Here is a 25,959-nt window from a genome sequence, read left to right on the forward strand (position 1 = left end):
AGATCGCATGACGGCTTGGCTGATTGGCGAGGAGCAAGTCTCCTCGCCACACACAAACCTCCTGCTAGCCGTCAGTTCTTGTCCAGATCCACATTCTTGGTCTCACGCAAACAGATCATTCCCACCACTAGGCTCACCCCGGTAATCACCACCGGGTACCACAGCCCATAGAAAATATCTCCGGTGTACACCACCAGGGCAAACGACACCGTCGGCAGGAAACCACCAAACCAGCCGTTGCCGATGTGGTAGGGCAGGGACATGGAGGTGTAGCGGATACGGGTCGGGAACAGTTCGACCATCAGTGCCGCCAGCGGGCCGTAGCACATGGCAGAGATGATGATCAGCGCGACGATCAGCGCCACGATCATTGGTTTGTTGATCTGTTGGGTGTCGGCTTGTGACGGATACCCGGCCAGGGTCACCGCGCCGTGCAGGGCAGCTTCATCGTAGCCATCGATTTTCACCTCGCCGATGCTGATCTGCACGGCGCTGCCGGCCGGAGCCGCTTCGCTGTCGTAGGGCAGGCCTTGTTTGACCAGGAAGGTTTTGACCTTGTCGCACGGGCTATCAAATTTAGCCTTGCCGACCGGGTCGAACTGGAAGGTGCAGGTGGCCGGGTCGGCCAGCACGGTGATCGGTGCCTGGCGGCTGGCCTGGTCGATGGCCGGGTTGGCGTAATGAGCCAGGGTCTTGAAGATCGGGAAGTACAGTGCGGTGGCCAGCAACAGGCCAATCATCAGCACTGGTTTGCGCCCGACCTTGTCCGACAGCCAGCCAAAAAAGATGAAGAACGGTGCGCCAATGATCACGCTGACGATCAGCAGACTGTTGGCCAGGGCCGGGTCCATTTTCAGGAATTGGGTGAGGAAGAACAGCACATAGAACTGCGCCGCGTAAAAGGTCACCGCTTGCCCGGCGTTGATGCTGAACAACGCAATCAGCACCACTTTGAGGTTGTCCCATTTGCCGAAAGAATCGCGCAGCGGCGACTTGCAGAGCTTGCCTTCTTCTTTCATTTTCACGAACGCAGGCGACTCATGCAGGCTCAGGCGAATCCAGGTCGAGATGCCCAGCAGCACGATCGAAAACAGAAACGGAATGCGCCAGCCCCAGACTTCGAACTGGTCACCGGTGAAGTGGCGGCAGCCGAGCACCACCAGCAGCGACAGCAGCAAGCCGAGGGTGGCGGTGGACTGAATCCAGCTGGTGTGGAAACCGCGTTTGCCCATCGGCGCGTGTTCGGCGACGTAAGTGGCCGCGCCGCCATACTCACCGCCCAGCGCCAGACCCTGAAGCATGCGCAGCACCACGAGGATGATCGGCGCGGCAATGCCGATACTCGCGTAAGTCGGCAGCAAGCCGACGCAGAACGTCGCCAGGCCCATGAGGACGATGGTCGCGAGGAAGGTGTATTTGCGCCCGATCATGTCCCCCAACCGTCCGAACACCAGCGCACCGAACGGCCGCACGATGAAGCCGGCGGCGAAGGCCATTAGCGCAAAGATGAACGCCGTGGTGTCGTTGACCCCGGCGAAGAATTGTTTGCTGATGACCGCCGCGAGGGCGCCGTAGAGGAAAAAGTCGTACCACTCGAACACCGTCCCGAGGGACGAGGCGAAGATGACTTTCTGGGTTTCCTGACTGGTGCCGGCGCTGCGGATGGCTTCCAGGGGCTGAACATGTTCTGACATATCGGTATCCCTCACAGTGATTGTTTTTGTTGTTCCACTGGTGTTGCGTGTTCCTTGCAGGGGTAATGCTCGATGTCCGTGAATCTAATGCAATCCCTGTGGGAGCGGGCTTGCCCGCGATGGCGGTGGTTCAGTCAACAGTGATGTTGAATGTCACACCGCTATCGCGGGCAAGCCCGCTCCCACAGGGTTGGTGTTTACAACAGAGTTGAGGATCAATTGCGCGGCTTTCTCGGCAATCATCAACGTCGGCGAACAGGTGTTGCCCGAGGTGATGCGCGGCATGATCGAGGCGTCGGCGATGCGCAGGCCGGGAACACCGTGGACGCGTAGCTCGGCGTCGACCACAGCGTCCGCATCGTTGCCCATCCGGCAGGTGCCCACCGGGTGGAAAATCGTCGTGCCAATCCGGGCGGCGGCTTCGTGCAATTGCTCTTCGCTCTGCAAGCTGTCGCCGGGCAGGTACTCGACCGGTTTGAACGCTTGCAAGGCGGGTGCGGAGACGATGCGACGAGTCAGGCGGATAGCGTCGGCTGCCACTCGCAAGTCTTCGGGATGGCTCAGGTAGTTGGGCTGAATCAGCGGCGCTTCCCGCGGGTCGGCGGAGCGAATGTCGATCCGGCCACGGCTTTGCGGGCGCAGATCGCAGACCGACGCAGTGAAGGCGGGGAAGGCGTGCAGCGGCTCGCCGAAACGCTCCAGCGACAACGGTTGCACGTGGTATTCGAGGTTCGCCGACGTCTGCTCCGGCCCCGAACGGGCGAAGGCGCCGAGTTGGCTCGGAGCCATGGACAGCGGGCCGCTGCGGTCATACAGATAGCGCAGGCCCATGCCCATCTTGCCCCACAGCGTGCCGGCAATCTGGTTCAGGGTGCGGGCGTTTTCCAGTTTGTAGATCAGCCGCAGTTGCAGATGATCTTGCAGGTTGCCGCCCACGCCAGGCAGTTCATGGGCAACGCCGATGCCCAGTTTTTGCAGCAGCGGGCGAGGGCCGATACCGGAACGCTGGAGGATGCCCGGTGAACCGACGGATCCGGCACACAGGACGATTTCCTTGCGCACCTTGAAGGTTCTGGCCTGGCCTTGCCAACGCGCGCTGACTGCTGAGGCGCGGCCGTTTTCCAGCAGCACGCGGTCCACCTCGACGTCAGTCAGCACCGTGAGATTGGCGCGTTGGCGGATTGGTTTGAGAAACGCCTTGGCCGCGTTCCAGCGGATCCCGGCTTTCTGGTTGACCTGGAAATAGCCGCAGCCTTCGTTGTCGCCCTGATTGAAGTCATCGATGCTGGCGATGCCGCTTTGCTCGGCCGCCGTGCGGAAGGCATCGAGGATCGGCCACGACAGCCGCTGACGCTCGATCCGCCATTCGCCGGCAGCGCCGTGGAATTCCGAGTCGCCGGCAAAATGGTTTTCGCTTTGTTTGAACAGGGGCAGTACGTCTTGCCAGCTCCAGCCGGCATTGCCTTCGGCCGCCCAACCGTCGTAATCACCGGCCTGGCCGCGCATGTAGATCATGCCGTTGATCGAGGAACAGCCGCCGAGCACCTTGCCGCGTGGGTAGCTCAGGGCGCGGCCTTGCAGGCCCGGTTGCGTTTCGGTCTTGAAGCACCAGTCGGTGCGCGGGTTGCCGATGCAGAACAGGTAACCGACGGGAATGTGAATCCACGGGTAGTTATCGCGGCCGCCGGCTTCGAGCAGCAACACGCGATGCTGCGGGTTGGCCGACAGTCGATTGGCCAGCAAACAACCGGCCGGCCCGGCGCCGACCACGATGTAGTCGTATTCATCAAGGGAAGTCTGCATCCCTGACCTCGTATTGTTGTTCTTGTTGTCGGTCATCCTAGTTGTTAGCTTTCGTTAAAAGAATGTTAGTTTTTACGCAGCTGCTGTGCGTTTTTAAACAGCGTCGTTAACGGCATAACGTCAAGGATGGTTCATGTTCGACTGGAATGACCTGCGGTTTTTTCTCGAATTGCAGCGCAGCGGCCGCTTGCTCACCGCCGCTCGCCGTTTGAACACCACTCACGCCACCGTGGCCCGGCACATCGAAGCCATCGAAAAAAGCCTCGGCACCGCGCTGTTCGTCCAGCATGCCCAAGGCTACGAATTGACCCCGGCCGGCGAAGCGCTGCTCAAACACGCCGAAGCCATGGAAAACGTCGCGCTGCTGGCTCAGGAAGAAATCACCCAGTCATCCGCGCCGCTGGGCAAGATCCGCGTCGGGGTGACGGAAGGGCTGGGCATCATGTTCCTCGCCAGCCGCATGAACGGGCTGTTCGAACGCTATCCAGGACTGGAAGTGGAACTGGTGGCGGTGCCGCGCTTCGTCAGCATCCTCAACCGTGAAGCCGAGATCAGCATCCACCTCGAACGCCCGGCCGCCGACATGCTGGTCACCCGCAAACTCACCGATTACCGACTGGCGCTCTACGCCAGCCAGGCCTATCTGGACCGCGCGCCACCACTGCGCAGCCGCGAAGACCTCGGTCGGCATGCATGGATCGGCTACGTCGACGACTTGCTGTTCAGCCAGGAACTGATGTTCCTCAACAGCTTCTGCCGCAACCCTCAGGTGGTCTTCCACAGCACCAGCGTCATCGCCCAGCAACAGGCCGCGCGCTCAGGGTTGGGGATCGCCGTGTTGCCGTGCTACATGGCCAGCGCCGATCCCCAACTGGTGCCGTTGTTGCCGGATGAAAGCATCCAGCGCAGTTATTGGATCAGTACGCGGCGCGAGCTACATAAGTCCGTGCGGCTGCGGGTGTTGTGGGATTACGTGGTGGAGTTGTGTGAGCGCGAGCAGGATCTGCTGCGAGGCTCCATTCCCCTGTAGGAGCGAGGGGTTATTGCCGGGAAAGCGTTTGGCGTCCAATCTATGGCATGACGACAAGGAGCGTTATCCGACACTCCGTCGCGATAAAGGGAGCTTGCAACATGACCGACGATACAAAAACAAAAGGCCCGGCGTCGTATTTCCCATCGATCGAGAAAAAATATGGCCAGCCAATCAACCACTGGCTGGATCTGCTGGAAACAGTAAGCGGCAAGAAGCATATGGAAATGGTGGCTTGGCTGAAGGCTGAACACGGTATGGGGCACGGGCATGCCAATGCTTTGGTTGCCTACTATTTGGCGAGTTCACCAACCTAACCTATAGCCCATTTAAACAAGAAAAACCGCGATCGTTTAAATGAAGCTTGCCGTTACCATCCAGAGGCTACAACGCCTTGCGCCACCCCCTACACGTAAGACAGAATCCGCCGGCTTGTGCGTCTAGGAGCCGCTCGGTAACTTGATTCCTGTCACTGCTCATCAGTGATCGGGTTTAGTAGCCCGTGGCTAAATCTAAGACGTACGACGCTTCTATCAGTCGGGCTTTGCGCCTGCATTTTGATGGTAGCTGTACGTAGGGCGTCCTTGGGCGCGCCGGCTTCTTAGATTCCCCGGTCTACTAACCTGCGTACAGCTGCCACCCCTTCTTTAGTAGAGAAGTGATGGGAGCCCACATCAGGAATCTAAGACATGTTCAAAGTTACGCCAAATCCGCCGGACACCGATCCGATATCCCCGTACGAACCCGATTCGAAAAAACTCAACGAGGCCGCCAAACGCGCCCTCGACTTCCACTTCCCGTCGAATGCCGACATCAAAGCCACCGCGCGTAAACCCAGCAAGCTGTTTGCCGTAGACCCAGAGGCGACTACCGAAACCCTGGCGGTTTTTTTGGTCGAGACGCTGGCCTCGGTCGATGTGATGGTCCATCAGTTGGTGGATCATCTAGAGGGTGAATCGCGTCACGCCCTACTGGGTATTTCAAATAGCATCATGGTGGCGGAGATCACTGCGAACCGGGTGCTGGATCACATTAATACGCCTTAGATGTGTGAGCTCCATTCTCTTGTAGGAGCGAGCGGTGCGGCGATCCTACAAGGGAGTGTGTTTTGGCGCACATTCAGCCATTGGGCGGCAGCTCGCGGGTGGTCCGCTGCACAGAGCTGTGGTTCTGGCCATCGGGAATCGACAGGGTTGCCCGCAGCCCGCCTTCGGGTGGGTTGACCAGCGTAATCCGCCCACCCAGCCGCGTCGCAATGGTGCTGACGATGGTCAACCCCAACCCCGCGCCTCCGGTGTTTCCGCGGCTGTAAAAACGTTCGAACAACCGCGCGCGATCTGCTTCGTCGATGCCCGGTCCCTGGTCCTGGACGCTCAAGTTGTAGAACCCTTCCTCCTGGCTCAATTGCACGGTGATGACGCCATGTTCCGGTGAAAAATTCGCGGCGTTGGTGACCAGATTGTTCAGGGCGATGTCGATGGCGGCGGCGTCGGCGAGGACTTCAAAGGGCTGGTCATCGACGTCGAAGGCCAGTTCGAGGTTCCTGCTTAGTAACCAGGGCGTGAGCTGGGCCAGGCTGGCGCGCACGGTTTCGCTCAGGTCGATGCTGTGCAGCACCGGCTCTACAGCCTTGGGTTCGAGACGGGCCATGGTCAGCAGCTGATTGACCAAGCGGCTGGTGCGGTCGACCCCGGCAATCAGAAACGCCAGGGACTCACGACGCTCCTGTTCCGTGCCGGCTTCCTGCAGGTTTTGCGCATGCACCCGCAGCACTGCCAGCGGCGTGCGTAATTCGTGGGCGGCGTCGGCGATGAACCGCCGCTCGCGGCCAAGTACTTCTTGAATTTGCGCGAGCATGCGGTTGAGCGCTGCTTGCATCGGTTCCAGTTCGCTGGGCAACGGGGTCAGTTGCAACGGCTCCAGAGAACCGCTGTGCCGTGCCCGCAACGTTTCCGCCATATTGGCCAAGGGTTTGAGCCCCCAGCCAATGGCCAGCCAGACCATGGCCGCCAATATCAGGCTGCCCAGCACATTGGGCCACAGGGTATGGCGCACGATCCGGTCTACCAGGTCCGCACGCACGTCGTCCCGTTCACCGACCCAGATGCGCAGGTCATTCTGTTTGTCTTCGAGCATGAACACCCGCCAATGGCGGTTGTGCAGATCCACTACATCGCTGAAACCGGATTTCGTCGGCGGGGCCGTGAAGGAGGGCGCACTGGCGGTGTGTACCAGCACTTCGCCCTTGCGATTCCACACCTGAAAGGCAATTTTGCTTTCATAGGGATGACCATCGACTCTCGGCACCGCTTCACTCAAGGCCTTGTTGAACGCTTGATACAGTTCGGCGTGTTCATTGCTGGCCAGCGGCATGCGCATCACACCCTGCAGCAGCCGGGCGTTCTGGGCCAGTTGGGCGTCGTAGACTTCGGCAATTTCGTGATTGCTGTCGTGCAGGTTGAGTACGCTGATGATCGCCAGGCCAGTCAGCATCAGGCCGATGATCAGCGTCAGGGTGCGACGCCGGATCGAAGTCATCGACGCTCCTCCACCAGGTACCCGACACCGCGAATAGTGCGGATCAGGTCGGTGGAGAACTTCTTGCGCAGGTGATGGATATGCACTTCCAGGGTGTTGCTTTCGGCTTCTTCGTTCCAGCCGTAAAGCAGTTGCATCAGGTGATCGCGGGTCATGACCCGGCCCGGAGGCGAAAGCAATTCGTGGAGCAGTTGATACTCCTTGGGCGTCAGCGCCACTGGCTCGCCTTGATAGCTGACTTGCTGGGTGCCCGGGTTCAGGCTGATGCCTGCGTGCTCGATCAACACTTGGGCGCGACCGGCGCTGCGTCGCAACAAAGCCCGCAGGCGAGCCTTGAGTTCGGCCAGGTCGAAGGGCTTGATCAGGTAGTCGTCGGCCCCGGCATCCAGCCCGGCGATGCGGTCTTCGGTGGCATCCCGGGCGGTGAGGATCAGTACCGGCAGGTTGGAGCCGCTTTCACGCAGGCGACGCAGCACTTGCAGACCGTCCATGCGCGGCAGGCCGAGATCGAGCACGGTGAGGTCAAACGTCTCGCTGAGCAGTGAATGCAAGGCACTGCTGCCGTCTTGCAGCCAGTCGACGGTGTAACCCTCACGGCCCAGGGCCTGATGAATGCCCTCGCCGAGGGCCACGTCATCCTCGATCAGTAATAAACGCACGCGGACTCCTGTCAGTTGAGTTTCTTGTTCACGTCCACCAGTAACGCTTCGATCTCTTTGCGGCGCCCGGCATCGGCGCTTTCCCGACCAGGACGCGGGGCCGCTTGCAAGGCTTTTTGCAGTGCTTGCTTGGCTTCACCATAGCGCTTTTGACGGTAAAGGTGATCGCCCCAAAAATAAAGACTGTCGATGCCGGCCGGGTTCAGCTGCAAAGCCTGCTTTAACAGTTGTTCGGCCTTGTCGGCATCGCCGAAACCGAGGGGCCAGCCGGGCACGCGATCATACAACGCCGCAAGGCTGGTATAGGCCGAGCCTTGGAGGGCCTTGGGATCAATGGTGAGGGCTTTTTCCAGGTCGACTTTGGCTGCCTTGACCTTGCTCAGGGCGCCGAGGCCACCCTGGGCTCCCGCCCAACTGCTGGTGACAATGCCGGACCAGATCCACGCTTCGGCCAGGGATTGGCGTTCCTGGGTGAACGCCGAGGCCTGGGTCGCGAGTTTTTCGAAGGCCGCGGTGCGCTGTTCGGCGGGCAATTCGTATTGGATGTGCGCCCAGCTTTGCTGAATGCCATTGAGGCGCTGCTGATCGGCGGCGTCCAGCGCCCAGACGCTTTGGCTCAACACGCCGAACAGCAGGCAAGTGACGATTTTTTTCATGGTTTGAGGCTCTCGTTATCGGGCTTCTGACTGAGGCGACGGATCAGCGGCAACTGCTTGCGCAAACCACGGTCCACCAGATGCGGCAACAGACTGTTCAGGCGGACGAAAAAGCGTTCCGGCCAGCCCAGGTACAAATCGCGCCGGTCACCGGCAATCGCGTGGATGACCGCCGTGGCAACGGTTTGCGGATCGTCGACATTGGCTTTGAGCGCATCGTTCAGCGCCTGGGCCGCCGGACTGTTCATGCTGGTGTGGGTCGCCCGAGGAGCAACGTAAAGCACGCTGACCCGGGTGTCGGCCAGCTCCCGGCGCAGGGCTTCGGAGAAACCGCGCAGGGCAAACTTGGTGGCGCAATAGCTGGCGTAACCGGGGTAGCCGATGGAGCCGTACGTCGAGCCGACGTTCACCACCATGGCGCTCTCAGCCTGCTTGAGCAGCGGCAGCAAAAGCTTGGTCAGGCAGATCGGCGCGCTGATGTTCACCGCCAGCATCGCATTGATCTCGCTGTCATCGAGCTGTTCGAGCATGGCGAAGTGATTGACCCCCGCGGCGTTGATCAGCAAGTTGATGCCGCCGATGGCTTCGGCCGCAGCCAGCACTTTGTGTCGGTCGCCGGGGACGGTCAGGTCAGCGCCGACCCAACACAGGTGCAGCGGGTAGCGTTCGAGCAAGGGCTCCAGCGACTCCTGGTGCCGGGACACTGCCAACACCCGCGCGCCACTGGCACACAGGGCGCTGGCGATGGCCAGGCCGATACCGCCGCTGGCTCCGGTCAAAACCACACGGGCTTCATGCAGCTGCATGCAGGTTCTCCCCATCGCGGGGCAGGCCGCGGAACATGTCGGTATAGAGCTTGTAAACGACCTTCGAGGCATGAATCACCGCGGCTTGATCCGCCGGGTCCTCGAGTGTGTTCATCAGCCGGCGGTAGGTCTGCATGTGTTCGATATCCAGCGAGCCGTGGGAGCTCAGGTAGCTGAAGGCGGTTTCCGGCAGCGCCAGGCGTTCGCGTATGCTGCCGGCCGCGTGGGTGGCCAGGGCAATGCTGGTGCCTTCCAGCACGTTGACCATGCCGAACAGGCCGACCGGGTTGTCTCGGGCAATCAGGTCGTAGAGGAAGCTGACCATCAACTCGATCGGCAGCGATGGACGGCCGTCACGCACCGCCTCTCTGTCACCGCCACAGGCCGCGATGTCGTCGAGTACCCACTGTTCGTGGCCGTACTCCTCGTCGATGTACTCGCACACCGCTTTGCGCAGCCACTCCAGCCGCTGCGGCAGACGGGCGCCGCACGCCATCATCAACGGCACGGTATGGCGCACGTGGTAGTAGGCCTGGGCGAGGAAGGCGCGGTAGCTCTCCAGGCTGACCTTGCCCTCAAGGGCATCGCGGATGATCGGCAGGTTGAACAACTCGTGGCGTTCTTGCTGGGTGGCTTCTTGCAAGGTGTCGAAAAAACTCATGATGCGGATTCCTCGGAAAAAACGAAGTCAGTGAGCTGCGCCCGGTAACGCTCGACGATGGCGTCGCGGCGCGGTCGGCCATTGGCGGTCAGTAAGCCGTTGGCGGTGGTGAGTGGTTGATCGAGACGGGTCCAGTGATGAACCTGGGCGTAATCGGGCAAAGCCTCGTTAGCCTGGGCCACGGCGGCGGCCAGTTCTTCATCGGTGCAGTCCGGCCGATGGGGCCAGAGCAGGGCGTGATTGGTCGGCATCGCTTCGCCGTAGACGAACGCCTGAGCGATGTGATGACGCTGAGTGAGTTCGGCCTCGACCCATTCCGGATTGACGTTGCGGCCGAAACTGGTGACGAACTGATGCTTCTTGCGCCCGTTGAGGTAGAGAAAGCCTTCCGGGTCGAACTCGCCAAGATCGCCGGTCGGCCACCAATCATCGCTGAAGGGCGCTTGCCCCAGATAGCCGAGCAGGGTCGAGCCCTTGACCAGCACTTCACCATCGTCGGCCAGGCGAATCTCGACATGGGGCAGGGGCCGGCCGACGCTACCCGGGCGGCGCGCGCCCGGGCGATTGAGGCACACCACCGACGAGCATTCCGACAACCCGTAACCCTCGTAAACCGGAATGCCGATGCGCTGGGCGCGATGCAGTAATTCTTCGCTAACCCGTGCACCACCGACCGCGGCAAAACGCAACGATTGGGGGTTGAATGCTTTTTGCTCGGCGGCGCTGACCAGCATCAGCAGCAACTGCGGCACCAGGATCAGACTTTCCGGTTTCCGCGTGGCCAGACAACCCAACAGCCGCGGCACATCGACACCGCTGGCACCCTGAATGCCCAGGGTTTTCTGGCTCGGTACGCTCAAGGTCGCGCCGGCATACAGCGCGGCATAACAGCCGAGGTTTTCCAGCAGAATCGCCAGGGGCAGCAGCGCCAGGTGATGCCGTGGATCGGTGGGTTTGCTTGCCTGATCCAGTTCACGGGCCACCCGCAAAAGGCTCTCGGCGCTCAGGCACACACCTTTGGGCGTGCCGGTGGTGCCTGAGGTGAAGGTCAGTTTGGCGGTGCCTTCGGGTATCCGGTTCGGGCCGCTGAAGGTGCGACGCCAGAATTCGCCGGTCTTCTCGTAGCCGGCCGCCTGCAGTTCGGCTTCCAGTTCCGGTTCGGCAATCACCAGTTCGGCCTGGCTCTGTTCCAGACAATGACTGCGTTGTGCCGGGCTGAAGAAAGGCGGCAACGTCAGGCAGGTCAGGCCCTCGAACAGTACGGCCAGGTCCCAGAGTATCGCCTCGGTGCCGTTGTCCAGGGCCAGCGCGACCACTTTGACGTGCTCATCGCGCAGACGCTGTTGGCGGTACATGACCTCGGCGTACAGCGTGGCGTAGTCCAGTTTCAACTGATCGCCCCACAAGGCGATGGCGTTGGTCTTGCGTTCGGCGTGATTGCGCAGGGTCTGTTTGAACCGCTCCATTTCAGGCGACATGGCTGGACTCCTCAAGGGACGTCGGCAACCCCAGGCGATTGAACAGACCGATGTTGCGCAAATGGATGAAACCGGCGCGGATGTTGCCGACATGCACCCATGGCTGACTCTCGTAATAACTGCCCCAGAGGTGACGGTCGTCGCCCAGCCGCGCAGGGTCGGCGGCGCAGAGCGTGACCGGCTTCAAGCCCAAGCGATGAAAACTGTTCACCAGCCCGATGTTGCCGGTGAACGCCACCCATTCCAGCCCGCCCAAGGCCAACAGGTAGGTGATGGCGATGATGCTCAGGCGCGCGCTACCGGTATCGCTGGCGGCAAGGTTCCCGACCTCGACAATACCGGCCCGGTCCACGGGTTGACCGGCAGCGTCGCTGATCAGCGGATCAATCGCCTCGTCCAGGTAACGCTCCAGAAACAGCGGTTCGGCGCTGGCCAGTCGTACGCCGGCCGCCGCAGACAGCGCGCCTGACGCATCGCTCATGCCGAACAGCTGCGGCATGAATTGGCGAATGTCGGCGCCGTGGGCCTTTCGAAAACGCTGCTGGATAAAAGCTTCGAAGACCGGACGCTGGGGATCGTCCGGCAAGGCTCTGGCCAGACTCATCTGCGGGGTTTCGGCTTGGCCGAAGTGCAGGGGCAGAGGGATGTTCCAGTCGAAATCGGGCATGGGCAAGAACGCCTCCCTGGGTAAGTTTGGGAGGAGTATCAAAGGCAATTCTTAACGGAGTCTGAAGGTGACCTTCAGATTGTCTTAAGACGGGACGGGCAGGGTGGCGCCGGTCGGTTCGACGAAACCGGATCCCGGCTGTACGAAATGAGTCGGCAGCCGCCACTGATCTTCACGAGGCCCTGTATGACCCGAGATTCAGCAGTACACCGGTATGGAAAACTCTCGATTACCTTGCACTGGCTGATGCTGGCGCTGTTCGTCGGCGTTTATGGTTGCATCGAGATCAAAGGATTGCTGCCCCGTGGACATGCCTTGAAGGGCCTGTTTCTGGGGCTGCACGGCGTATTCGGGTTGAGCATTTTTGCGCTGGTCTGGGTTCGCTTGCTCGGGCGCCTCACGCCCCGGCCACCGATTACCCCGGCGCCGGCCACCTGGCAGACGGGCGTCTCGCACCTCATGCATCTGGCGCTATATGGGCTGATGATCGCTACGCCGCTACTGGCCTGGTTGATGCTGGCCGCCGGGGGCAAGCCGATGCCGTATTTCGGCTTTTTCTTGCCGGCGCCGGTTGCGGTTGATCCCGATCTGGCCAAGCAACTCAAGTATTGGCATGAATTGCTCGGCAGCACCGGCTACTGGTTGATTGGTTTGCACGCAGCGGCGGGGTTGTTCCATCACTACTGGGTCCGCGACAACACGCTCACCCGCATGCTGCCGGGCGGCTCTGGTGTGGGTGTCAATGAGCGTCAGCGATAATTCGGAATTGGGTGCTGGCCAAGCGTTCGCCATTTACCAGAATGTGCACCGCGTGCTGGCCGGCATAGTGCCTGCGGGTGGTCAGTTCCTTGATGTGCTGACTGCGGCTGATGGCTTCGCTGGCATTGTCGGACAGCGTGAGGGCTTTAAGTTTGAACACCTTTGCCGAGGTGCTGCCGTTGGCTTTGACATAATCGATAGCGTAATCGATCACCAATCGCTGACTGTCCGGGACCGTGGACTTCACTCTGAAAGACAGGGTGATTTTCTCACCCAGGCGAATCACCGCCGGTTCGACCTTCACGTCAATGATCTCAACTTCGGGCTTGCCACCCGCGCCAATGATTGCCAGCGCCCGCTTGTTACCTTGTTTGATCAAGCTGCGCAGAGCGTGTCTGGCGATCCACGCCGTATGCTTGTTGTCCAGCGACCAACCCTCGATCAGCGCCAGCACCCACTCGGGATGATCCTTGGTGATGTCGTTGAGGTGGTTGGCCACGGATTTGCGCACGTAGAGGCTGTCGTCGGCCTTGAGGTTGTCGAGGATCGTAGCCGCCAGTGTCGGGTCGGCCTGGACCTGTTCCAGACGGAACGACCATGGCAGGCGCGGTCGGCTACCTTCGCTCGCCAGGCGCCGGACGTGTTCGTTTTCATCCAGCGACCAGACGTGCATCAGCGCCAACGAGCGTTCGATATCGCTGCGCAGAAAGTGCCGAATCGCGAATTCCGATGAGCCGAAGGCAGTGAAATATTTGAGCGCATTCATCGACAGATCGAACGTGTGAGCGCCGTAGGTCGCGACGTAGTGCGGCAAAAACATACTGACGAAGGCGCTGTTGAGGCGCGGGGCGAGGGCGCGCAGGACGTCGAGGGATTCTTCATAACCGAGTGGCAACACCGCGTGCAGACATTCACTGACGCGGGCCATGCGTTGCATGACTGACAACTCCGCCAGATCGGTTTTAGCCAGTTTCAGGAAGGCCTTGGCATCGAAGCCAGGATAGACCGCGGTCATCTCGGTGGCGATGTGCGCGAGGCGTTCGGCGTTGAAGATTTCCTTCAGGGCGGGGGAGGTTTGGTCAGCCATTGTGGATTCCTTGGTCGTTGTTATTTATCCAATACACCGTGTCATCGTTCATCGCGAGCAGGCTCGCGAAGAGGCCATCAGATTCACCTCAAACCTTACCCGCTTCCTCCTCCAACTGATCCGACTCAAACAGTTTTGCCAATTCCGCCCGCGCTTCCTGCGCGGTCTGCATCACCTTGGCCGCATCGTCATACACCGCGTGCTGGGCTTCCAGCACCTGTTCATCGTGGTGGGTAAAGCGCTTGATCCGCGCATCCGCCTGGGCCTGGGTCAACCCTAGTCCAACCAGGGTCCGCCGGGTCATTTCCAGGCTGGAGTAATAGGTTTCCCGCACCGCCTGAGCCCCGACATCCACCAACCGGTGCACATGCTGGCGGTTACGCGCGCGGGCGATGATTTTGATGTGCGGATAGAGCTTGTGCACCACCTCGGCCGTCTTGATATTGGTGTCCGGGTCATCGGTGGCGATCACGAAAAACTCCGCTTGCTCGACCTTGGCCGCGCTGAGGATTTCCGGGCGCATCGGGTCGCCGTAGAACACCGGGACGCCGCCGAAGCTGCGGGACAGTTCGATGGTTTCCACCGACGTGTCGAGAGCGACGAACTTGATGTTCTGCGCCCGCAGAATCCGCGCCACGATCTGCCCCATACGGCCCATGCCGGCGATCACCACGCGTGGCGTATCGGTATCGATTTCGCGGAATTTTTCCGGCACCACCACCGGTTGAACCTTGGGTGTGACCAGTCGTGCGCAGGCCAGCAACAACAGCGGTGTCAGCGCCATCGACAGGGTGATGGTCAGCACCAGCAAGTCGTACAGGCGCGGCTCGAACAAGCCCTGATCCCGGCCGATCTTGAACACCACAAAGGCAAACTCACCACCGGCCGCCAGCACGATGCCCAAGCGAATCGCATTGACCTTGCCCAGGCCCCCGGCCAGTCGGCCGACCACAAACAGCAACGGCAGCTTGATCGCGATCAGCAACACAGTCAGCCCCAGCACCACAATCGGTGCACTGAGCAGCAAACTCAGATTGGCGCCCATGCCGACACTAATGAAAAACAGGCCCAGCAGCAGGCCCTTGAACGGCTCGATCTGCGCCTCCAGTTCGTGGCGATATTCGGAATCCGCCAGCAGCAAACCGGCGAGGAACGCGCCAAGTGCCATGGACACACCGACCAGGTCCATCAGCCACGCCGTACCAATCACCACCAGCAACGCAGTGGCGGTTGATACCTCCGGCAAGCCGGTCTTGGCCACCACGCGAAAAACCGGTCGCAGCAAATACCGCCCGCCAATCACCACCACCGCGATACTGCCCAGCACCCGCAAACCATGGTTCAGATCATCGGCGGCAGTTGTAGTGTGATCGCCGCCGGCCAGCAGCGGCACCATCGCGATCAGCGGGATCGCGGCGATGTCCTGAAACAGCAAAATCGCGAACGCCAACCGCCCATGGGGGCTGGTCAGCTCCTTGCGCTCGGCCAGGCTTTGCAAACCAAATGCGGTGGAGGACAAGGCCAGCCCCAGGCCCAATACGATGGCACTGTTCAGGGATTGCCCGAACACGAACAACGCCAGCACACCAATCACCGAACCGGTCAGCAACACCTGCGCCAGGCCCACGCCAAACACCGATTTACGCATCACCCACAAACGTCGCGGCGACAGCTCAAGGCCGATGATGAACAGCAACAACACCACCCCGAGTTCGGAGATGTGGCTGACGCTTTGCGGATTACCGATCAAGCCAAGCACCGACGGCCCGATGATCACCCCGGCAAACAGATAACCCAACACCGCCCCAAGTTGCAGGCGCTTGGCCAAGGGCACGGTGAGCACCGCCGCGAATAAAAAGACGACAGCGGCTTGCAATAGATTGCCTTCGTGGGGCATGGCGAAACTCCTGGGTGGGGCAGGCGAGAGCGGCGCTCGCCCGATTTTCAGCGGGGCGTCAGGATAAAGGCTGGCGTCCGTTCAGTCAGCAACGAGGTGGCTGAACGAGCTCAGGGCTCAGTGGGGCCATTGTTCAAGCAGGATTGAAACGAACTTCTCCGCCGCTGGCGATAACGATGCGCCTCGACGATACACCAGGCCGAGTGTCCGGTTCACGACGGGGTCAGTCAGCGGAATGCTCACCAGTGTTGGGTGATCCGCCGCCGGCATTGCGAGGCTCGGCATGGCGGAAACCCCAAGTCCGGCTTCGACCATGCCCAGCGAGGTGGACAAATGCTGCACTTCATAAAACCACTGCGGACGCCAGCTCAGGCCCGACAGGGCGTGGTCCAGCAACATGCGGTTGCCGCTCAGGCGTCCGACGCCGATCAACCGGTAATCGCTCAGTTCTGACCAAGTCACGGACGTCCGCTGGGCCAGTTCATGGTCACGACGGCACGCCAGGACGAAGGGTTCGTTGACCAGTGAAACGAATTCGATGTCCGGGTGCTGGCCGCTCATCATGTTGATGCCGAAGTCGGCTTCCCCCCGCAACACTGCTTCGAGCCCTTCATTGGCGCTGAGGTCGAGCAAGCGGATGCGGATTTTCGGATAGCGCTCGTTATAAAGACGAATCACCGACGGCAGGAAGTAAAACGCAGCGGTTGGAATGCAGGCCAGGGTCACCTGACCGATTTGCCGTTCGGCCAATTCACGGATGTTCAGGATCGAATCGTCGAAGTCATCCAGTAATCGACGAGCCTTGGGCAGGAAGTCGCGACCGACGCTGGTCAGGCTGACCTTGCGTGTGGTGCGATCGAGCAACGTAGTCCCTAAACCCTCCTCGAGTTTTTTTATCCGCCGGCTCAAGGCTGGTTGCGACAGATGCAGTGCATCGGCAGCTTCGTGAAAACTCCCCAGTTCGGCGATTTTCACGAAAGATCGGATGTCTTGAAGTTCATATTCCATGTTTTATCTCGTTGGGGAGGGCGTTGGGCCACGTTCTGAACGTTAAAACTTTCTTTTGTGAAGCGCAATAATTGCTCTGATCTTTGCATTGGAAACACAATTACTTCCCTGTCACTCTTGTTTGCAAGACATCAATTACCCCGATTGATTAACAAGAGTTAGTGGCCATGCAACGAATTCCTTGTGTGCTGATGCGCGGTGGTACCTCAAAGGGACCGGTATTTCTCGCTTGGGATCTGCCGGTTTCGGTTGAAGAGCGCGATGAGCTGTTGCTCTCGGTGATGGGCTCCGGTCACGAACTGGAGATCGACGGCATCGGCGGCGGTAGCCCGCAGACCAGCAAGGTCGCCATCGTCAGCCCTTCGTTACATCCCGATGCCGATGTTGATTACTTGTTCGTTCAGGTCATGGTGTCCCAGCGTCGGGTGGATACCGCCCCGAACTGCGGCAACATGCTCTGCGCGGTCGGGCCGTTTGCCATCGAGCAGGGCCTGGTCAAGGCGGTCGGTGAGCTAACCCGCGTGCGGATTCGCAATCTCAACACCGGCACCTTCGTTACCTCTGACGTGCAGACACCAAACGGCAAAGTCAGCTATGAAGGAGACACCGCCATCGATGGCGTGCCAGGCAGCGCGGCACCGGTTCAACTGACATTCCTCGACGCCGCAGGCAGCAAGACCGGCAAGCTGTTTCCAACCGGCAGCACCCAGGACTGGTTCGACGACATTCCGGTGACCTGCATCGACATGGCCATGCCGATGCTGATCATCGAGGCGCGTCACTTGGGCAAACGCGGCGATGAAACTCCGGCCGAGCTGGACGCCGACAAAGACTTTATGCACCGTCTCGAAGCTCTGCGGTTGCGGGCCGGCATGGCCATGGGGCTGGGCGACGTCAGCGACAAGGTCATCCCCAAGCCTGTGCTGGTTGCACCGGCCAAGGCCGGTGGCACGTTGCAGGTTCGTTACTTCATGCCGCACAACTGCCACCGTGCACTGGCCATTACCGGTTCCATCGGTCTGGCCACCGCATGTGTCACTGAAGGCAGCGTTGTGGCACACATGCTCGGTCATACCGGTGGGCCGCGTCTGCAACAGGTGCGGATCGAGCACCCGAGCGGCGGCATCGATGTCGTATTGTCCTACACCGGTGAGAACGGTGAGACTATCCGCGCCTCTGTTGTTCGTACTGCCCGAAGGCTGTTTTCCGGCTTTGTTTATGCCCCGGTTTCCCAACGGCTCGCTGGGTAGTCTTCCCGCGCAGTCACTGTCGTTTTGCATCAGAACAATTCTAAAAATGGGTGATGCCATGAAAGTTGTTAAATCGCTCTACTTCCAGATCCTCTGCGCCGTGTTGCTGGGCGTCGTGGTCGGACACTTCTGGGCTCAGCAGGCCATTGCCCTCAAGCCGTTGGGTGATGCCTTCATCAAGCTGATCAAAATGATGATTGCGCCGGTCGTGTTTTGCACCATCGTCACCGGCATCGCCGGGATGAACGACAAACGCTCCCTTGGTCGCTTGCTGAGCAAGACCATGCTGCTGTTTCTCGGGCTGACGGTGATCAGCCTGATCATCGGCCTGGTTGCGGTCTACGTGTTCAAGCCGGGCGCGGGCATGAACATCGATCCGAGCCATTTGAGTACGGCGGGCCTGTCTCAATACACCGAGTCTGCGGCGAAGCTTGGGGTGGTCGAGTTTTTCATGCACATCATCCCCGACACCTTTATAGGTGCGTTCAGTAAAGGTGAAGTGCTACCGGTGTTGTTTATCGCGGTGCTGTGCGGTTTCGCCCTGTCTTCCCTGGGTGAACGTGGCAAGCCAGTGCTCGACGTACTGGAAGCGGCATCGCAGATGGTCTTCAAGATTTTTTCCTACCTGATGCGTTTTGCGCCGATCGGTGCCTTCGGAGCACTGGCGTTCACCGTCGGACAGTACGGCATCACCTCGCTGGGTTCGCTGGCAAAGTTGATCATGACCTTGTACGTCGCCTGCGCCTTCTTCGTCTTTGTGGTGCTGGGAAGCATTTGCCGCGCCCACGGCTTCAGCCTGTGGAAGCTGCTGCGTTACCTGCGCGAAGAGTTCCTGGTGGTGTTGGGAACGTCCTCCACTGAGCCGGTCATGCCACGCATGCTGGAGAAACTCCAGGCCCTGGGTTGCAGCAAGGGTGTAGTGGGGCTGGTGCTGCCGACGGGATACTCGTTCAACCTCGATGGCACGGCGATCTACCTGTCTTTGGCGGCAATTTTCATTGCCCAGGCCTGCAACATCGACCTGACCATGACCCAAACCTTGACCATGCTGGCGATCATGTTGCTGTCGTCCAAGGGCGCGGCAGGGGTGACGGGCAGCGGTTTCGTGGCACTGGCTTCCACGCTCACGGTGATCCATGACATTCCGCTGGCAGGCCTGGCGCTGTTGATCGGGATCGACCGTTTCATGTCCGAGGCACGAGCCCTGACCAGCCTGGCAAGTAACGCCGTGGCGACCGTGGTGATCTCTATCTCCGAGAGCGCCTGCGACCGTCAGGTCCTGCTCGATACCCTGGACGGTAAAACACCGGTTGTCCCGGGTGTGGATCAAAGCTGGGACCGCGTCGGGACCACCACGCACATTTAGTCCTGCGTAAACGCTGCAAACACTAACCTTTTAACTACCTGCTGCCGGGCGTCGCCGATCGCGTCGCCTGGCGGGCTCGAGGTCGTTCGCCTGCGCATCGGCCACGCATTCCATAACAACAAGAGAGTCGTCCTATGCTCGCCTTACTCGGCTTGGCCATGGTGGTTGTGTTCACCTTCCTGATCATGACCAAGCGTCTGTCACCGATCGTTGCATTGACCATTGTTCCGATCGTCTTTGCAGTCATCGGCGGTTTTGGTGGAACCACCGGCAAAATGATGCTCGACGGTCTGAAAATGGTTGCCCCGTCGGCAGCGCTGCTGCTGTTCGCAATTCTGTTTTTCGGTTTGATGATCGACTCGGGGCTGTTCGATCCGCTGATCCGCAAGATTCTCAAGCGGGTCAACGGCGACCCGATGAAAATCGCGGTCGGCACTGCGCTGCTGTCGCTGACTGTCGCCCTGGACGGTGACGGCACGACCACTTACATGATCACCTGCGCCGCGATGCTGCCGTTGTACAAGCGCATCGGCATGAACCCAATGATTCTGGCGACCATTTCCATGCTGTCGCTGAGCATCATGAGCGGCATGACCCCTTGGGGCGGCCCGGCGACCCGGGCGATTGCCGCGCTGGGGCTGGATGCCGGGGCGTACTTCATTCCGTTGTTGCCGACCATGGTCGGCGGCGCCGCGTGGGTGGTGTTCACCGCGTTCCTGCTGGGCCGCACGGAGCGTAAACGCATCGGCAATACCCAACTGCAGAGCGGTGGCGGCGATTGCTACATCAAAGCGATTCTTGAGGATACGCCGCACAAGCGTCCGAAACTGGCCTACGTCAACCTGTTGCTGGTAACTGCGGTGATGGTTGCGCTAGTGATGGGGATCATGCACTCGGCGATCCTGTTTCTGATCGGCTTCGTGCTGGCGCTGCTGATCAACTACCCGCAGCTGGATATTCAGAAGGAGCGCATTCTCGCCCACTCTGGTAATGCCATGACCGTGGTACTGCTGGTGTTCGCCGCAGGCATCTTCGCCGGGATTTTCTCGGGTACCAAAATGGTCGACGCCCTGGCGCAAACACTGGTGGACTGGATTCCACCGTCCTGGGGGCACCTGTTCCCGCTGGTGGTGGCGATCACCAGCATGCCGTTGACCTTCGTGTTGTCCAACGATGCCTATTACTTCGGCGTGGTACCGATCCTCGCCAACGCGGCGGCGGCCTACGGGATTGATCCGGTGGAAATCGCCCGAGCGTCGATTCTTGGCCAACCGGTGCATCTGATGAGCCCGCTGGTGGCGTCGACCCTGTTGCTGGTGGGGATGGTCGATCGCGACATCGGTGATTTCCAGCGCGCCACCGTCAAATGGGCGGTACTCACCTCCCTGGTGGTCACCGCGCTGGCTCTGCTGACCGGTGCCTTGACGCTGTTCTCCTGATTCACCCCTGACTCGCTGCTGATAGAACTCCACGCTCCCGACGGCGGGCGCGCGGCCATGTGCATCCTTAAAAACAACAATATGAGTAGTTCGACATGACCCATTTTCTGACTCGCGGGGCTTTTCTTCCTCTTCTGGGCGTGTTGCCGATGGCCACTGCCGGTGCGAGTGATTTCATCGACGACAGCAAGTTGAAGCTGCAACTGCGCAACGTCTATTTCAACGAAAACTTTCGCGATGAACATGGCTTGAGCGCGCGCTCCGCCAGAACCGCCAAAAGTGAGCGCACCGAGTGGGCCCAGGGTTTCCTGCTGGATTTCCAGTCGGGATTCACCCCCGGCACTATCGGTTTCGGGGTCGATGCATTGGGCCTGCTGGGTGTCAAACTCGATTCCGGGCGTGGCCGCAGTGGCACCGGTCTGTTGCCGGTACACGATGACGGGCGCGCCGCCGATGAGTTCGCCAGTGCCGGGGCTGCGGCCAAGGTCAAACTGGCCAAGACCACCCTCAAATACGGCACCCTGCTGCCCAAAACTCCGGTGCTGATCTACAACGATGCGCGTTTGCTGCCGCAAACCTATGAGGGAGGACAAGTCACCAGCACCGACATCGAAAACCTGACCCTGACTGGCGGTCATCTGGACCGATTCAAACTGCGCGATTCGACCGACAGCGTGTCGATCGTTCCTGACGGTTACTCAGGCGACAAAGGTGGCGATTTCACCTACGCCGGTGGTGATTACAAACTCGGCAAGAACACCCGTCTGAGTTACTTCTACGGTGAACTGGAAAACTTCTATCGCCAGAACGTTGCCGGCATCCAGCACGAACTGCCATTGGGGCCCGGGGTGTTGACCGGCGACTTGCGCTATTTCAACAGCAATGACGCGGGCCGTGCCTACGCCTCGAAAATCGATAACGACATGCTCAGCGGTCAACTGTCCTACGCGGTGGCGGGGCACACCTTTGGTGGCGGTTATCAACAACTCAGCGGTGACGCCGGGTTGCCGTACATCAGCGGTGCGACGGTGTACTCGTTCAGCAACGTCGGCATCGGCAAGTTCATCGAAGAGGACGAGAAGACCTGGATGCTCAGTTACGCTTACGACTTTGCGCCGATGGGCATGCCCGGGCTGACATTCATGACCCGTTATCTCAAAGGCAACGATGGCAAGTCCGACACCAACATCAAAGAGTCCGAACGCGACACAGAACTGGCCTATGTGGTTCAGAGCGGCACGCTCAAGGGGCTTGGCGTGAAGCTGCGCAACTATGTCTACCGTTCGGACTTCGCGCGTGGACGTGACAGCAACCGGATCTATTTCACCTACGACATTGCTCTCTGGTAGGCGCGCCGGGGCGCCTGCATCAGACCCGGCTCACCGTCTGATCGCCCACCCGATACTGATTATTCCCACTGCGTTTAGCCTCATACATCGCCAGGTCGGCAATGTGAATCAACCGGTCCATGCTCGGTGCATGGTCCGGGAACACCGCCACGCCGAGGCTGCTGCCGATGTGGCGCTGGTCGTTGCCGATGGTCACCGGCGGTGCGAGTTCGACGAAGATTTTCTGGCAGATGCTGCGGGCTTCGTCTTGCAGGCTGTTGCCTTGGGGAAGGCCTTGCAGAATGACCACGAATTCGTCGCCACCGATCCGCGCGACGGTGTCGGTTGAACGCAGGATCTTCTTCAGGCGGGTAGCGGTTGCGACCAGCACGCGGTCGCCGGCCGCATGGCCATAGTGGTCGTTGATTGCCTTGAAACCATTGAGGTCGACAAACACCAAGGCAACCCGCGTGGCGCTGATGCGGGCCTGTTCCAGGGCATCGGACAGGCGTTCTTCGAGCACCAGGCGATTGGGCAGGCCGGTCAACGGGTCGTAATGGGCCAGGTGTTGCAGGTAACTGGCGGAGGCTTTTTCTTCGGTGATGTCGCGTACCACGCCCATCATCTTGATCGTTGCATCATGGGCATTCTTGACCACATTGCCGGTTTCCCGTAGCCAGAGGATGCTGCCGTCCGGCCAGACGACGCGGTATTCCTCGTCATGGTTTTCACCGGTTTCCAGGCAACGCAGTTCTCCGGCGCGGACCTTGACCCGGTCGTCCGGGTGCACGCAGGCGCAGAACAGTGCGTAGGAGGGCATCACCTCGCCGATCTTGAACCCGAACATGCCGTAGATCGCATCCGACCAATAGAGCTTGTCGGTATCGACCTCCCAGTCCCAGGTGCCGATCCGGGCGAAGTATTGGCTGCGTTTGAAGCGTTCGGCGTCGCCTTCCTGGTGGATGCTTTGTCCCTCGGTGAGGCTGTCGATCAGCGCACGGCACTCGGCCAACTGCTTTTGCAGCCAACGCTCGCGCAAGATCAGCGCGACGATCAAGACAAGCATCATTGAGCCGATGGCCGTGTTGGTCCAGAGCTGACTCATTGAGGAATTTCGATCATGGTGAATCGAACCGTGGGGGAGGTGGTGGGTATATTAGTTCACGGCCACTGCCGGAGACAGACCGAAACGGTTGCCAACAGCCTGTATTTCTGGGAAAACGGCGCCCATGAAGCCTGTTCGGGCAAGCGCACAGTAGAGTGAATGTAATGAATGATGAATTGCAGGTAATCGACCTTGAAGTGGGCGACGGCAAAGCCGCTGTCAAAGGCGCGCTGATCACTACTCAATATCGGGGTTGGCTGGAAGACGGCACTGAATTCGATTCTTCCTACAGTCGGGGTAAACCTTTTCAGTGCGTGATTGGTACGGGACGGGTGATCAAGGGATGGGATCAGGGGATCATGGGCATGCAGGTTGGCGGTAAACGCAAGCTGCTGGTGCCGGCGCATCTGGCTTATGGCGAGCGGACGATGGGGGCGATTACGCCGAATTCGAATCTGATTTTCGAGATTGAATTGCTGGAAGTGCTGACGCGGGATGATTGATGGCTGTGTGAGCTGAAACGACAAAACCCGCTGTATCTGTGAGGACACAGCGGGTTTTTGCTCTCTGTGGCGAGGGAGCTTGCTCCCGTTGGGCTGCGCAGCGGCCCTGAAACCTGTGCATGCGGTGTGTCAGGTAATCTTCGCCCGCCAGTTTTGCGGCTGCTGCGCACCCGAGCGGGAGCAAGCTCCCTCGCCACAGTTCGGTGTTTGGCTCGCGGAAAAAGTGTTCTTTTGCTAAGCGGCGAATCAGGTGAATGCCTCAATGTCATCAAGGGTGTCCGCAACAGTCCCTTCCAGGGAGGGGAATTTTTCCTTCACTTTTTCAAGGGCCGGGAGTACAGAACCCAAGTCGAGATCACCCTGTCTGCGGGCTATGTGACCGAGCGCGGTGATGGCCGCTGCTGCAACCGATTTGGATTCACTCTCGAGGTACTTCAGGCAGGTGTTCTGAGCCCAAATCTTGTCTTGCTCATTCAGGCCGATAGAAACCAATGCAGCGGCAACGTTCGTTTCTACGTCGCTCGCTAGCAGCTTCGACGCTTCTTCGTGGCTCATTGATGGATCTTGGTAGAGAAAGCCCACTGTTTAACTCCCGTCTCAGTTGTACCTACTCCCGCACCCCTATGAATAGGTCCAGTTCGGTCGGTAACTGCTCATTGAGAGCTATAGCGATTTGTTGGATTTGCTCGCCGGTTAGTAACCATTCCCCATCCGCGCTTTTATCAAGGCTTTTCCAGCCAAGAGCACCCATTACCGCGACTTCAAACTCAGGTCGAACTGTAAGGTCGTATTTTAAGGAGTCATCCTCGCCATCACCTTTTAAAAATCCACTAATCCATAAAAACATAAACAGCCTCTCAATTATTTTGGGGTGGTTCTGCGGGGTTTTGCGGGGTCTATCTGTTCACCTGTTTCGTGGTTGAACTCACCAAGATGCTTACCTTGCTTGTCATACATCTCTATTGCGCCTGTCTTGCTATCCCATTCATATATTCGCCCCTTTCGGTCTTTCCACCGACTGCGCTTACTCCCCCCGCCCTGAACACTGCTTTTTGATTTAACAGGAAGGGCATCTGGAAATGCAGGTAATGCCAGCGGCGGCCGGTGGTACTTAATATCACCGCCGCCAGCAGATCTTGAAACCACAACATACAGCGGTTGCACACCGGAATCAGCCGGGAAAACAAGAATGAAGTCCTTGTACTCAGGCGGGTAGATCGGGTTGACGATGATGTTATCTGCCTGTTCGGTAGGCGGATAAATCCAGATCTGAGGTGCTTGTGGTGCGGCCTCTAGCGGGGGAATCGCTGAGGTGCTGGATGGGTCAACCGCTGGCGTCCATACCAGAGTTATCCCATCGCCAAAGTCAGCCACCTGCTGAGAACCCTGACTCTTGAACCGGACTACAGGAATCATTTCCCAGTCACGGCGCTTCTGGGTGTTGTACCCGTAACCCTTCAAGGTGCCATCAGATTGTTGCTCGACATGCAGTCGAACCCGTGTTCGGCCTTCCTTGAGCGATTTGAGCTGCTCTTCTGTGTACAGGGAGCTGTCGCCCAAGCTCGACGGCCACAGCAATGCAACCATTCCTGTCAAGGCGCCAGCAGCAACACCGGCCGTCACGACACCTGCACCACCAGCCGCACCCGTGCCGGTACCAGCAGCACCAACTCCGCCCAGAAGAAGCGTTCCCAGTGCAGCAGGTAACGCGCTACCACTGATTTTTTTGAGCGGGATATTTCCCGCTGCATCCTTTTCGCGGCCACCCAGCAGGGAGAATTTTCCGTAGTCGGTCAGTTTTTCGACAGGGACAAACCCGGCTGGGTTGTCGTGGTTGATTACTCCGTCGGGGAGGTTGCAGCTTTTGGCGAACACGCAACCCATTGAGCTGGATTGACCCAGCTGTTGAGGCAGCCTGACAAAACGGTCTTCATAGGCCTGCTGTCGGGCCAACATGTCGTCATAGGATTTTTGTCTGGCGTCGCGCTCTGCCAGTTCGGTGGCGGTCATGTAGCGGCTGGTGATGTGGTGCCCGTCGCCCGATGGTGGGTTTTGAATCCGAGGTATGTCTGTTTTGCGAGCCATGAGCGTCCTTGTTTCATCTTTTGAAAACGATGCGGACGCTATATCAAAGGGCATTTGATAGATGTAGGACTGGTCTGAAACTCTGGCCATCGTTACAAATTAGGCTTGTCGCTATAAACGGAAGAAACCCGCTATCTATG

26 protein-coding genes are annotated in these 25,959 nt (G+C 59.5%); 10 read left to right on the forward strand and 16 right to left on the reverse strand.

Features of this window, described 5'->3' with window-relative positions:
• Window positions 1–71 precede the first annotated feature (71 nt).
• Both JFU11_RS07170 and JFU11_RS07175 read right to left on the reverse strand, forming a co-directional pair.
• Entirely contained in the window at window positions 72–1,694 is a 1,623-nt protein-coding gene (locus tag JFU11_RS07170; protein ID WP_201060212.1) for an MFS transporter, read from the reverse strand.
• A 153-nt stretch (window positions 1,695–1,847) separates the two neighbouring features.
• Complete coding sequence (locus JFU11_RS07175; RefSeq protein ID WP_201060213.1) at window positions 1,848–3,497, reverse strand: GMC family oxidoreductase N-terminal domain-containing protein; 1,650 nt, start codon at window positions 3,495–3,497, stop codon at window positions 1,848–1,850.
• A 133-nt stretch (window positions 3,498–3,630) separates the two neighbouring features.
• Here JFU11_RS07175 and JFU11_RS07180 point away from each other — a divergent pair, with 133 nt between their 5' ends.
• From JFU11_RS07180 to JFU11_RS07190, 3 genes are all read left to right on the forward strand, one after another.
• The gene (locus JFU11_RS07180) at window positions 3,631–4,527 is read left to right on the forward strand and encodes a LysR family transcriptional regulator (RefSeq protein WP_123719157.1); all 897 of its coding nucleotides are present in this window, start codon (window positions 3,631–3,633) and stop codon (window positions 4,525–4,527) included.
• A 101-nt stretch (window positions 4,528–4,628) separates the two neighbouring features.
• Window positions 4,629–4,844: a DUF4287 domain-containing protein gene (locus JFU11_RS07185; RefSeq protein ID WP_095055017.1), complete on the forward strand. Its 216-nt coding sequence runs from the start codon at window positions 4,629–4,631 to the stop codon at window positions 4,842–4,844.
• Window positions 4,845–5,216: 372 nt separating this feature from the next.
• Complete coding sequence (locus JFU11_RS07190) at window positions 5,217–5,573, forward strand: hypothetical protein (protein ID WP_095055018.1); 357 nt, start codon at window positions 5,217–5,219, stop codon at window positions 5,571–5,573.
• Window positions 5,574–5,646: 73 nt separating this feature from the next.
• On the opposite strand, the gene JFU11_RS07195 is transcribed toward JFU11_RS07190, so the two are convergent.
• From JFU11_RS07195 to JFU11_RS07225, 7 genes are read right to left on the reverse strand one after another with little or no spacing between them, the layout of a single operon-like run.
• Complete coding sequence (locus tag JFU11_RS07195; protein ID WP_123719158.1) at window positions 5,647–7,065, reverse strand: ATP-binding protein; 1,419 nt, start codon at window positions 7,063–7,065, stop codon at window positions 5,647–5,649.
• Entirely contained in the window at window positions 7,062–7,724 is a 663-nt protein-coding gene (locus tag JFU11_RS07200; RefSeq protein ID WP_201060214.1) for a response regulator, read from the reverse strand. The genes JFU11_RS07195 and JFU11_RS07200 overlap by 4 nt, the downstream gene beginning before the upstream one ends.
• Before the next feature lie 11 nt (window positions 7,725–7,735).
• Window positions 7,736–8,380 carry a tetratricopeptide repeat protein gene (locus JFU11_RS07205; protein WP_123719159.1) on the reverse strand — a complete coding sequence of 215 codons (645 nt, stop codon included), beginning with the start codon at window positions 8,378–8,380 and terminating at the stop codon, window positions 7,736–7,738.
• Window positions 8,377–9,186, reverse strand: a complete 810-nt coding sequence (locus JFU11_RS07210) for an SDR family oxidoreductase (protein WP_201060215.1) — start codon at window positions 9,184–9,186, stop codon at window positions 8,377–8,379. Before JFU11_RS07210 ends, JFU11_RS07205 begins: the two co-directional genes overlap by 4 nt.
• A complete protein-coding gene (locus tag JFU11_RS07215) occupies window positions 9,173–9,847 on the reverse strand; it encodes an iron-containing redox enzyme family protein (protein ID WP_052963504.1) in 675 nt (224 codons plus the stop codon). The genes JFU11_RS07210 and JFU11_RS07215 overlap by 14 nt, the downstream gene beginning before the upstream one ends.
• Window positions 9,844–11,325 carry an AMP-binding protein gene (locus tag JFU11_RS07220; protein WP_201060216.1) on the reverse strand — a complete coding sequence of 494 codons (1,482 nt, stop codon included), beginning with the start codon at window positions 11,323–11,325 and terminating at the stop codon, window positions 9,844–9,846. The genes JFU11_RS07215 and JFU11_RS07220 overlap by 4 nt, the downstream gene beginning before the upstream one ends.
• Window positions 11,315–11,992, reverse strand: a complete 678-nt coding sequence (locus JFU11_RS07225; protein ID WP_201060217.1) for a thermostable hemolysin — start codon at window positions 11,990–11,992, stop codon at window positions 11,315–11,317. The genes JFU11_RS07220 and JFU11_RS07225 overlap by 11 nt, the downstream gene beginning before the upstream one ends.
• Before the next feature lie 186 nt (window positions 11,993–12,178).
• Here JFU11_RS07225 and JFU11_RS07230 point away from each other — a divergent pair, with 186 nt between their 5' ends.
• The gene (locus JFU11_RS07230; RefSeq protein WP_201060218.1) at window positions 12,179–12,751 is read left to right on the forward strand and encodes a cytochrome b; all 573 of its coding nucleotides are present in this window, start codon (window positions 12,179–12,181) and stop codon (window positions 12,749–12,751) included.
• Here JFU11_RS07230 and JFU11_RS07235 read toward each other — a convergent pair.
• From JFU11_RS07235 to JFU11_RS07245, 3 genes are all read right to left on the reverse strand, one after another.
• The gene (locus JFU11_RS07235) at window positions 12,732–13,838 is read right to left on the reverse strand and encodes a DNA alkylation repair protein (protein ID WP_201060219.1); all 1,107 of its coding nucleotides are present in this window, start codon (window positions 13,836–13,838) and stop codon (window positions 12,732–12,734) included. The genes JFU11_RS07230 and JFU11_RS07235 overlap by 20 nt on opposite strands.
• A gap of 88 nt (window positions 13,839–13,926) precedes the next feature.
• Window positions 13,927–15,735 carry a monovalent cation:proton antiporter-2 (CPA2) family protein gene (locus tag JFU11_RS07240; protein ID WP_201060220.1) on the reverse strand — a complete coding sequence of 603 codons (1,809 nt, stop codon included), beginning with the start codon at window positions 15,733–15,735 and terminating at the stop codon, window positions 13,927–13,929.
• Window positions 15,736–15,852: 117 nt separating this feature from the next.
• Window positions 15,853–16,743 carry a LysR family transcriptional regulator gene (locus tag JFU11_RS07245; RefSeq protein WP_007895093.1) on the reverse strand — a complete coding sequence of 297 codons (891 nt, stop codon included), beginning with the start codon at window positions 16,741–16,743 and terminating at the stop codon, window positions 15,853–15,855.
• Window positions 16,744–16,910: 167 nt separating this feature from the next.
• Here JFU11_RS07245 and JFU11_RS07250 point away from each other — a divergent pair, with 167 nt between their 5' ends.
• The 4 genes from JFU11_RS07250 to JFU11_RS07265 all read left to right on the forward strand — a co-directional run bounded on the left by JFU11_RS07250 (window position 16,911) and on the right by JFU11_RS07265 (window position 22,147).
• Complete coding sequence (locus tag JFU11_RS07250; RefSeq protein ID WP_201060221.1) at window positions 16,911–17,993, forward strand: 4-oxalomesaconate tautomerase; 1,083 nt, start codon at window positions 16,911–16,913, stop codon at window positions 17,991–17,993.
• Between the two features lie 46 nt (window positions 17,994–18,039).
• Complete coding sequence (gene dctA / locus JFU11_RS07255) at window positions 18,040–19,359, forward strand: C4-dicarboxylate transporter DctA (protein WP_201121248.1); 1,320 nt, start codon at window positions 18,040–18,042, stop codon at window positions 19,357–19,359.
• Between the two features lie 134 nt (window positions 19,360–19,493).
• Window positions 19,494–20,798, forward strand: coding sequence for a citrate:proton symporter (locus JFU11_RS07260; RefSeq protein WP_201060223.1), 1,305 nt, complete (start codon window positions 19,494–19,496; stop codon window positions 20,796–20,798).
• A 95-nt stretch (window positions 20,799–20,893) separates the two neighbouring features.
• A complete protein-coding gene (locus JFU11_RS07265; protein ID WP_201060224.1) occupies window positions 20,894–22,147 on the forward strand; it encodes an OprD family porin in 1,254 nt (417 codons plus the stop codon).
• 19 nt (window positions 22,148–22,166) lie between these two features.
• On the opposite strand, the gene JFU11_RS07270 is transcribed toward JFU11_RS07265, so the two are convergent.
• Entirely contained in the window at window positions 22,167–23,231 is a 1,065-nt protein-coding gene (locus JFU11_RS07270) for a sensor domain-containing diguanylate cyclase (protein ID WP_201060225.1), read from the reverse strand.
• Window positions 23,232–23,246: 15 nt separating this feature from the next.
• Between JFU11_RS07270 and JFU11_RS07275 the strand changes: the two genes are divergently transcribed.
• Window positions 23,247–23,390 (forward strand): hypothetical protein, encoded by a 144-nt coding sequence (locus JFU11_RS07275; RefSeq protein ID WP_201060226.1) that lies wholly within the window; start codon window positions 23,247–23,249, stop codon window positions 23,388–23,390.
• A gap of 5 nt (window positions 23,391–23,395) precedes the next feature.
• On the forward strand, window positions 23,396–23,734 hold the full coding sequence (locus JFU11_RS07280) for an FKBP-type peptidyl-prolyl cis-trans isomerase (RefSeq protein ID WP_007895103.1): 339 nt from the start codon (window positions 23,396–23,398) through the stop codon (window positions 23,732–23,734).
• Window positions 23,735–23,980: 246 nt separating this feature from the next.
• Here JFU11_RS07280 and JFU11_RS07285 read toward each other — a convergent pair whose 3' ends face one another.
• From JFU11_RS07285 to JFU11_RS07295, 3 genes are read right to left on the reverse strand one after another with little or no spacing between them, the layout of a single operon-like run.
• Complete coding sequence (locus JFU11_RS07285; RefSeq protein WP_201060227.1) at window positions 23,981–24,289, reverse strand: hypothetical protein; 309 nt, start codon at window positions 24,287–24,289, stop codon at window positions 23,981–23,983.
• A gap of 52 nt (window positions 24,290–24,341) precedes the next feature.
• Window positions 24,342–24,581 (reverse strand): pyocin S6 family toxin immunity protein, encoded by a 240-nt coding sequence (locus JFU11_RS07290; protein ID WP_201060228.1) that lies wholly within the window; start codon window positions 24,579–24,581, stop codon window positions 24,342–24,344.
• 14 nt (window positions 24,582–24,595) lie between these two features.
• Window positions 24,596–25,819, reverse strand: coding sequence for an S-type pyocin domain-containing protein (locus JFU11_RS07295; protein ID WP_201060229.1), 1,224 nt, complete (start codon window positions 25,817–25,819; stop codon window positions 24,596–24,598).
• Window positions 25,820–25,959: the final 140 nt, after the last annotated feature.

Origin of the sequence: Pseudomonas sp. TH37 (assembly GCF_016650735.1) — a bacterium.
Lineage (GTDB): Bacteria > Pseudomonadota > Gammaproteobacteria > Pseudomonadales > Pseudomonadaceae > Aquipseudomonas > Aquipseudomonas farris.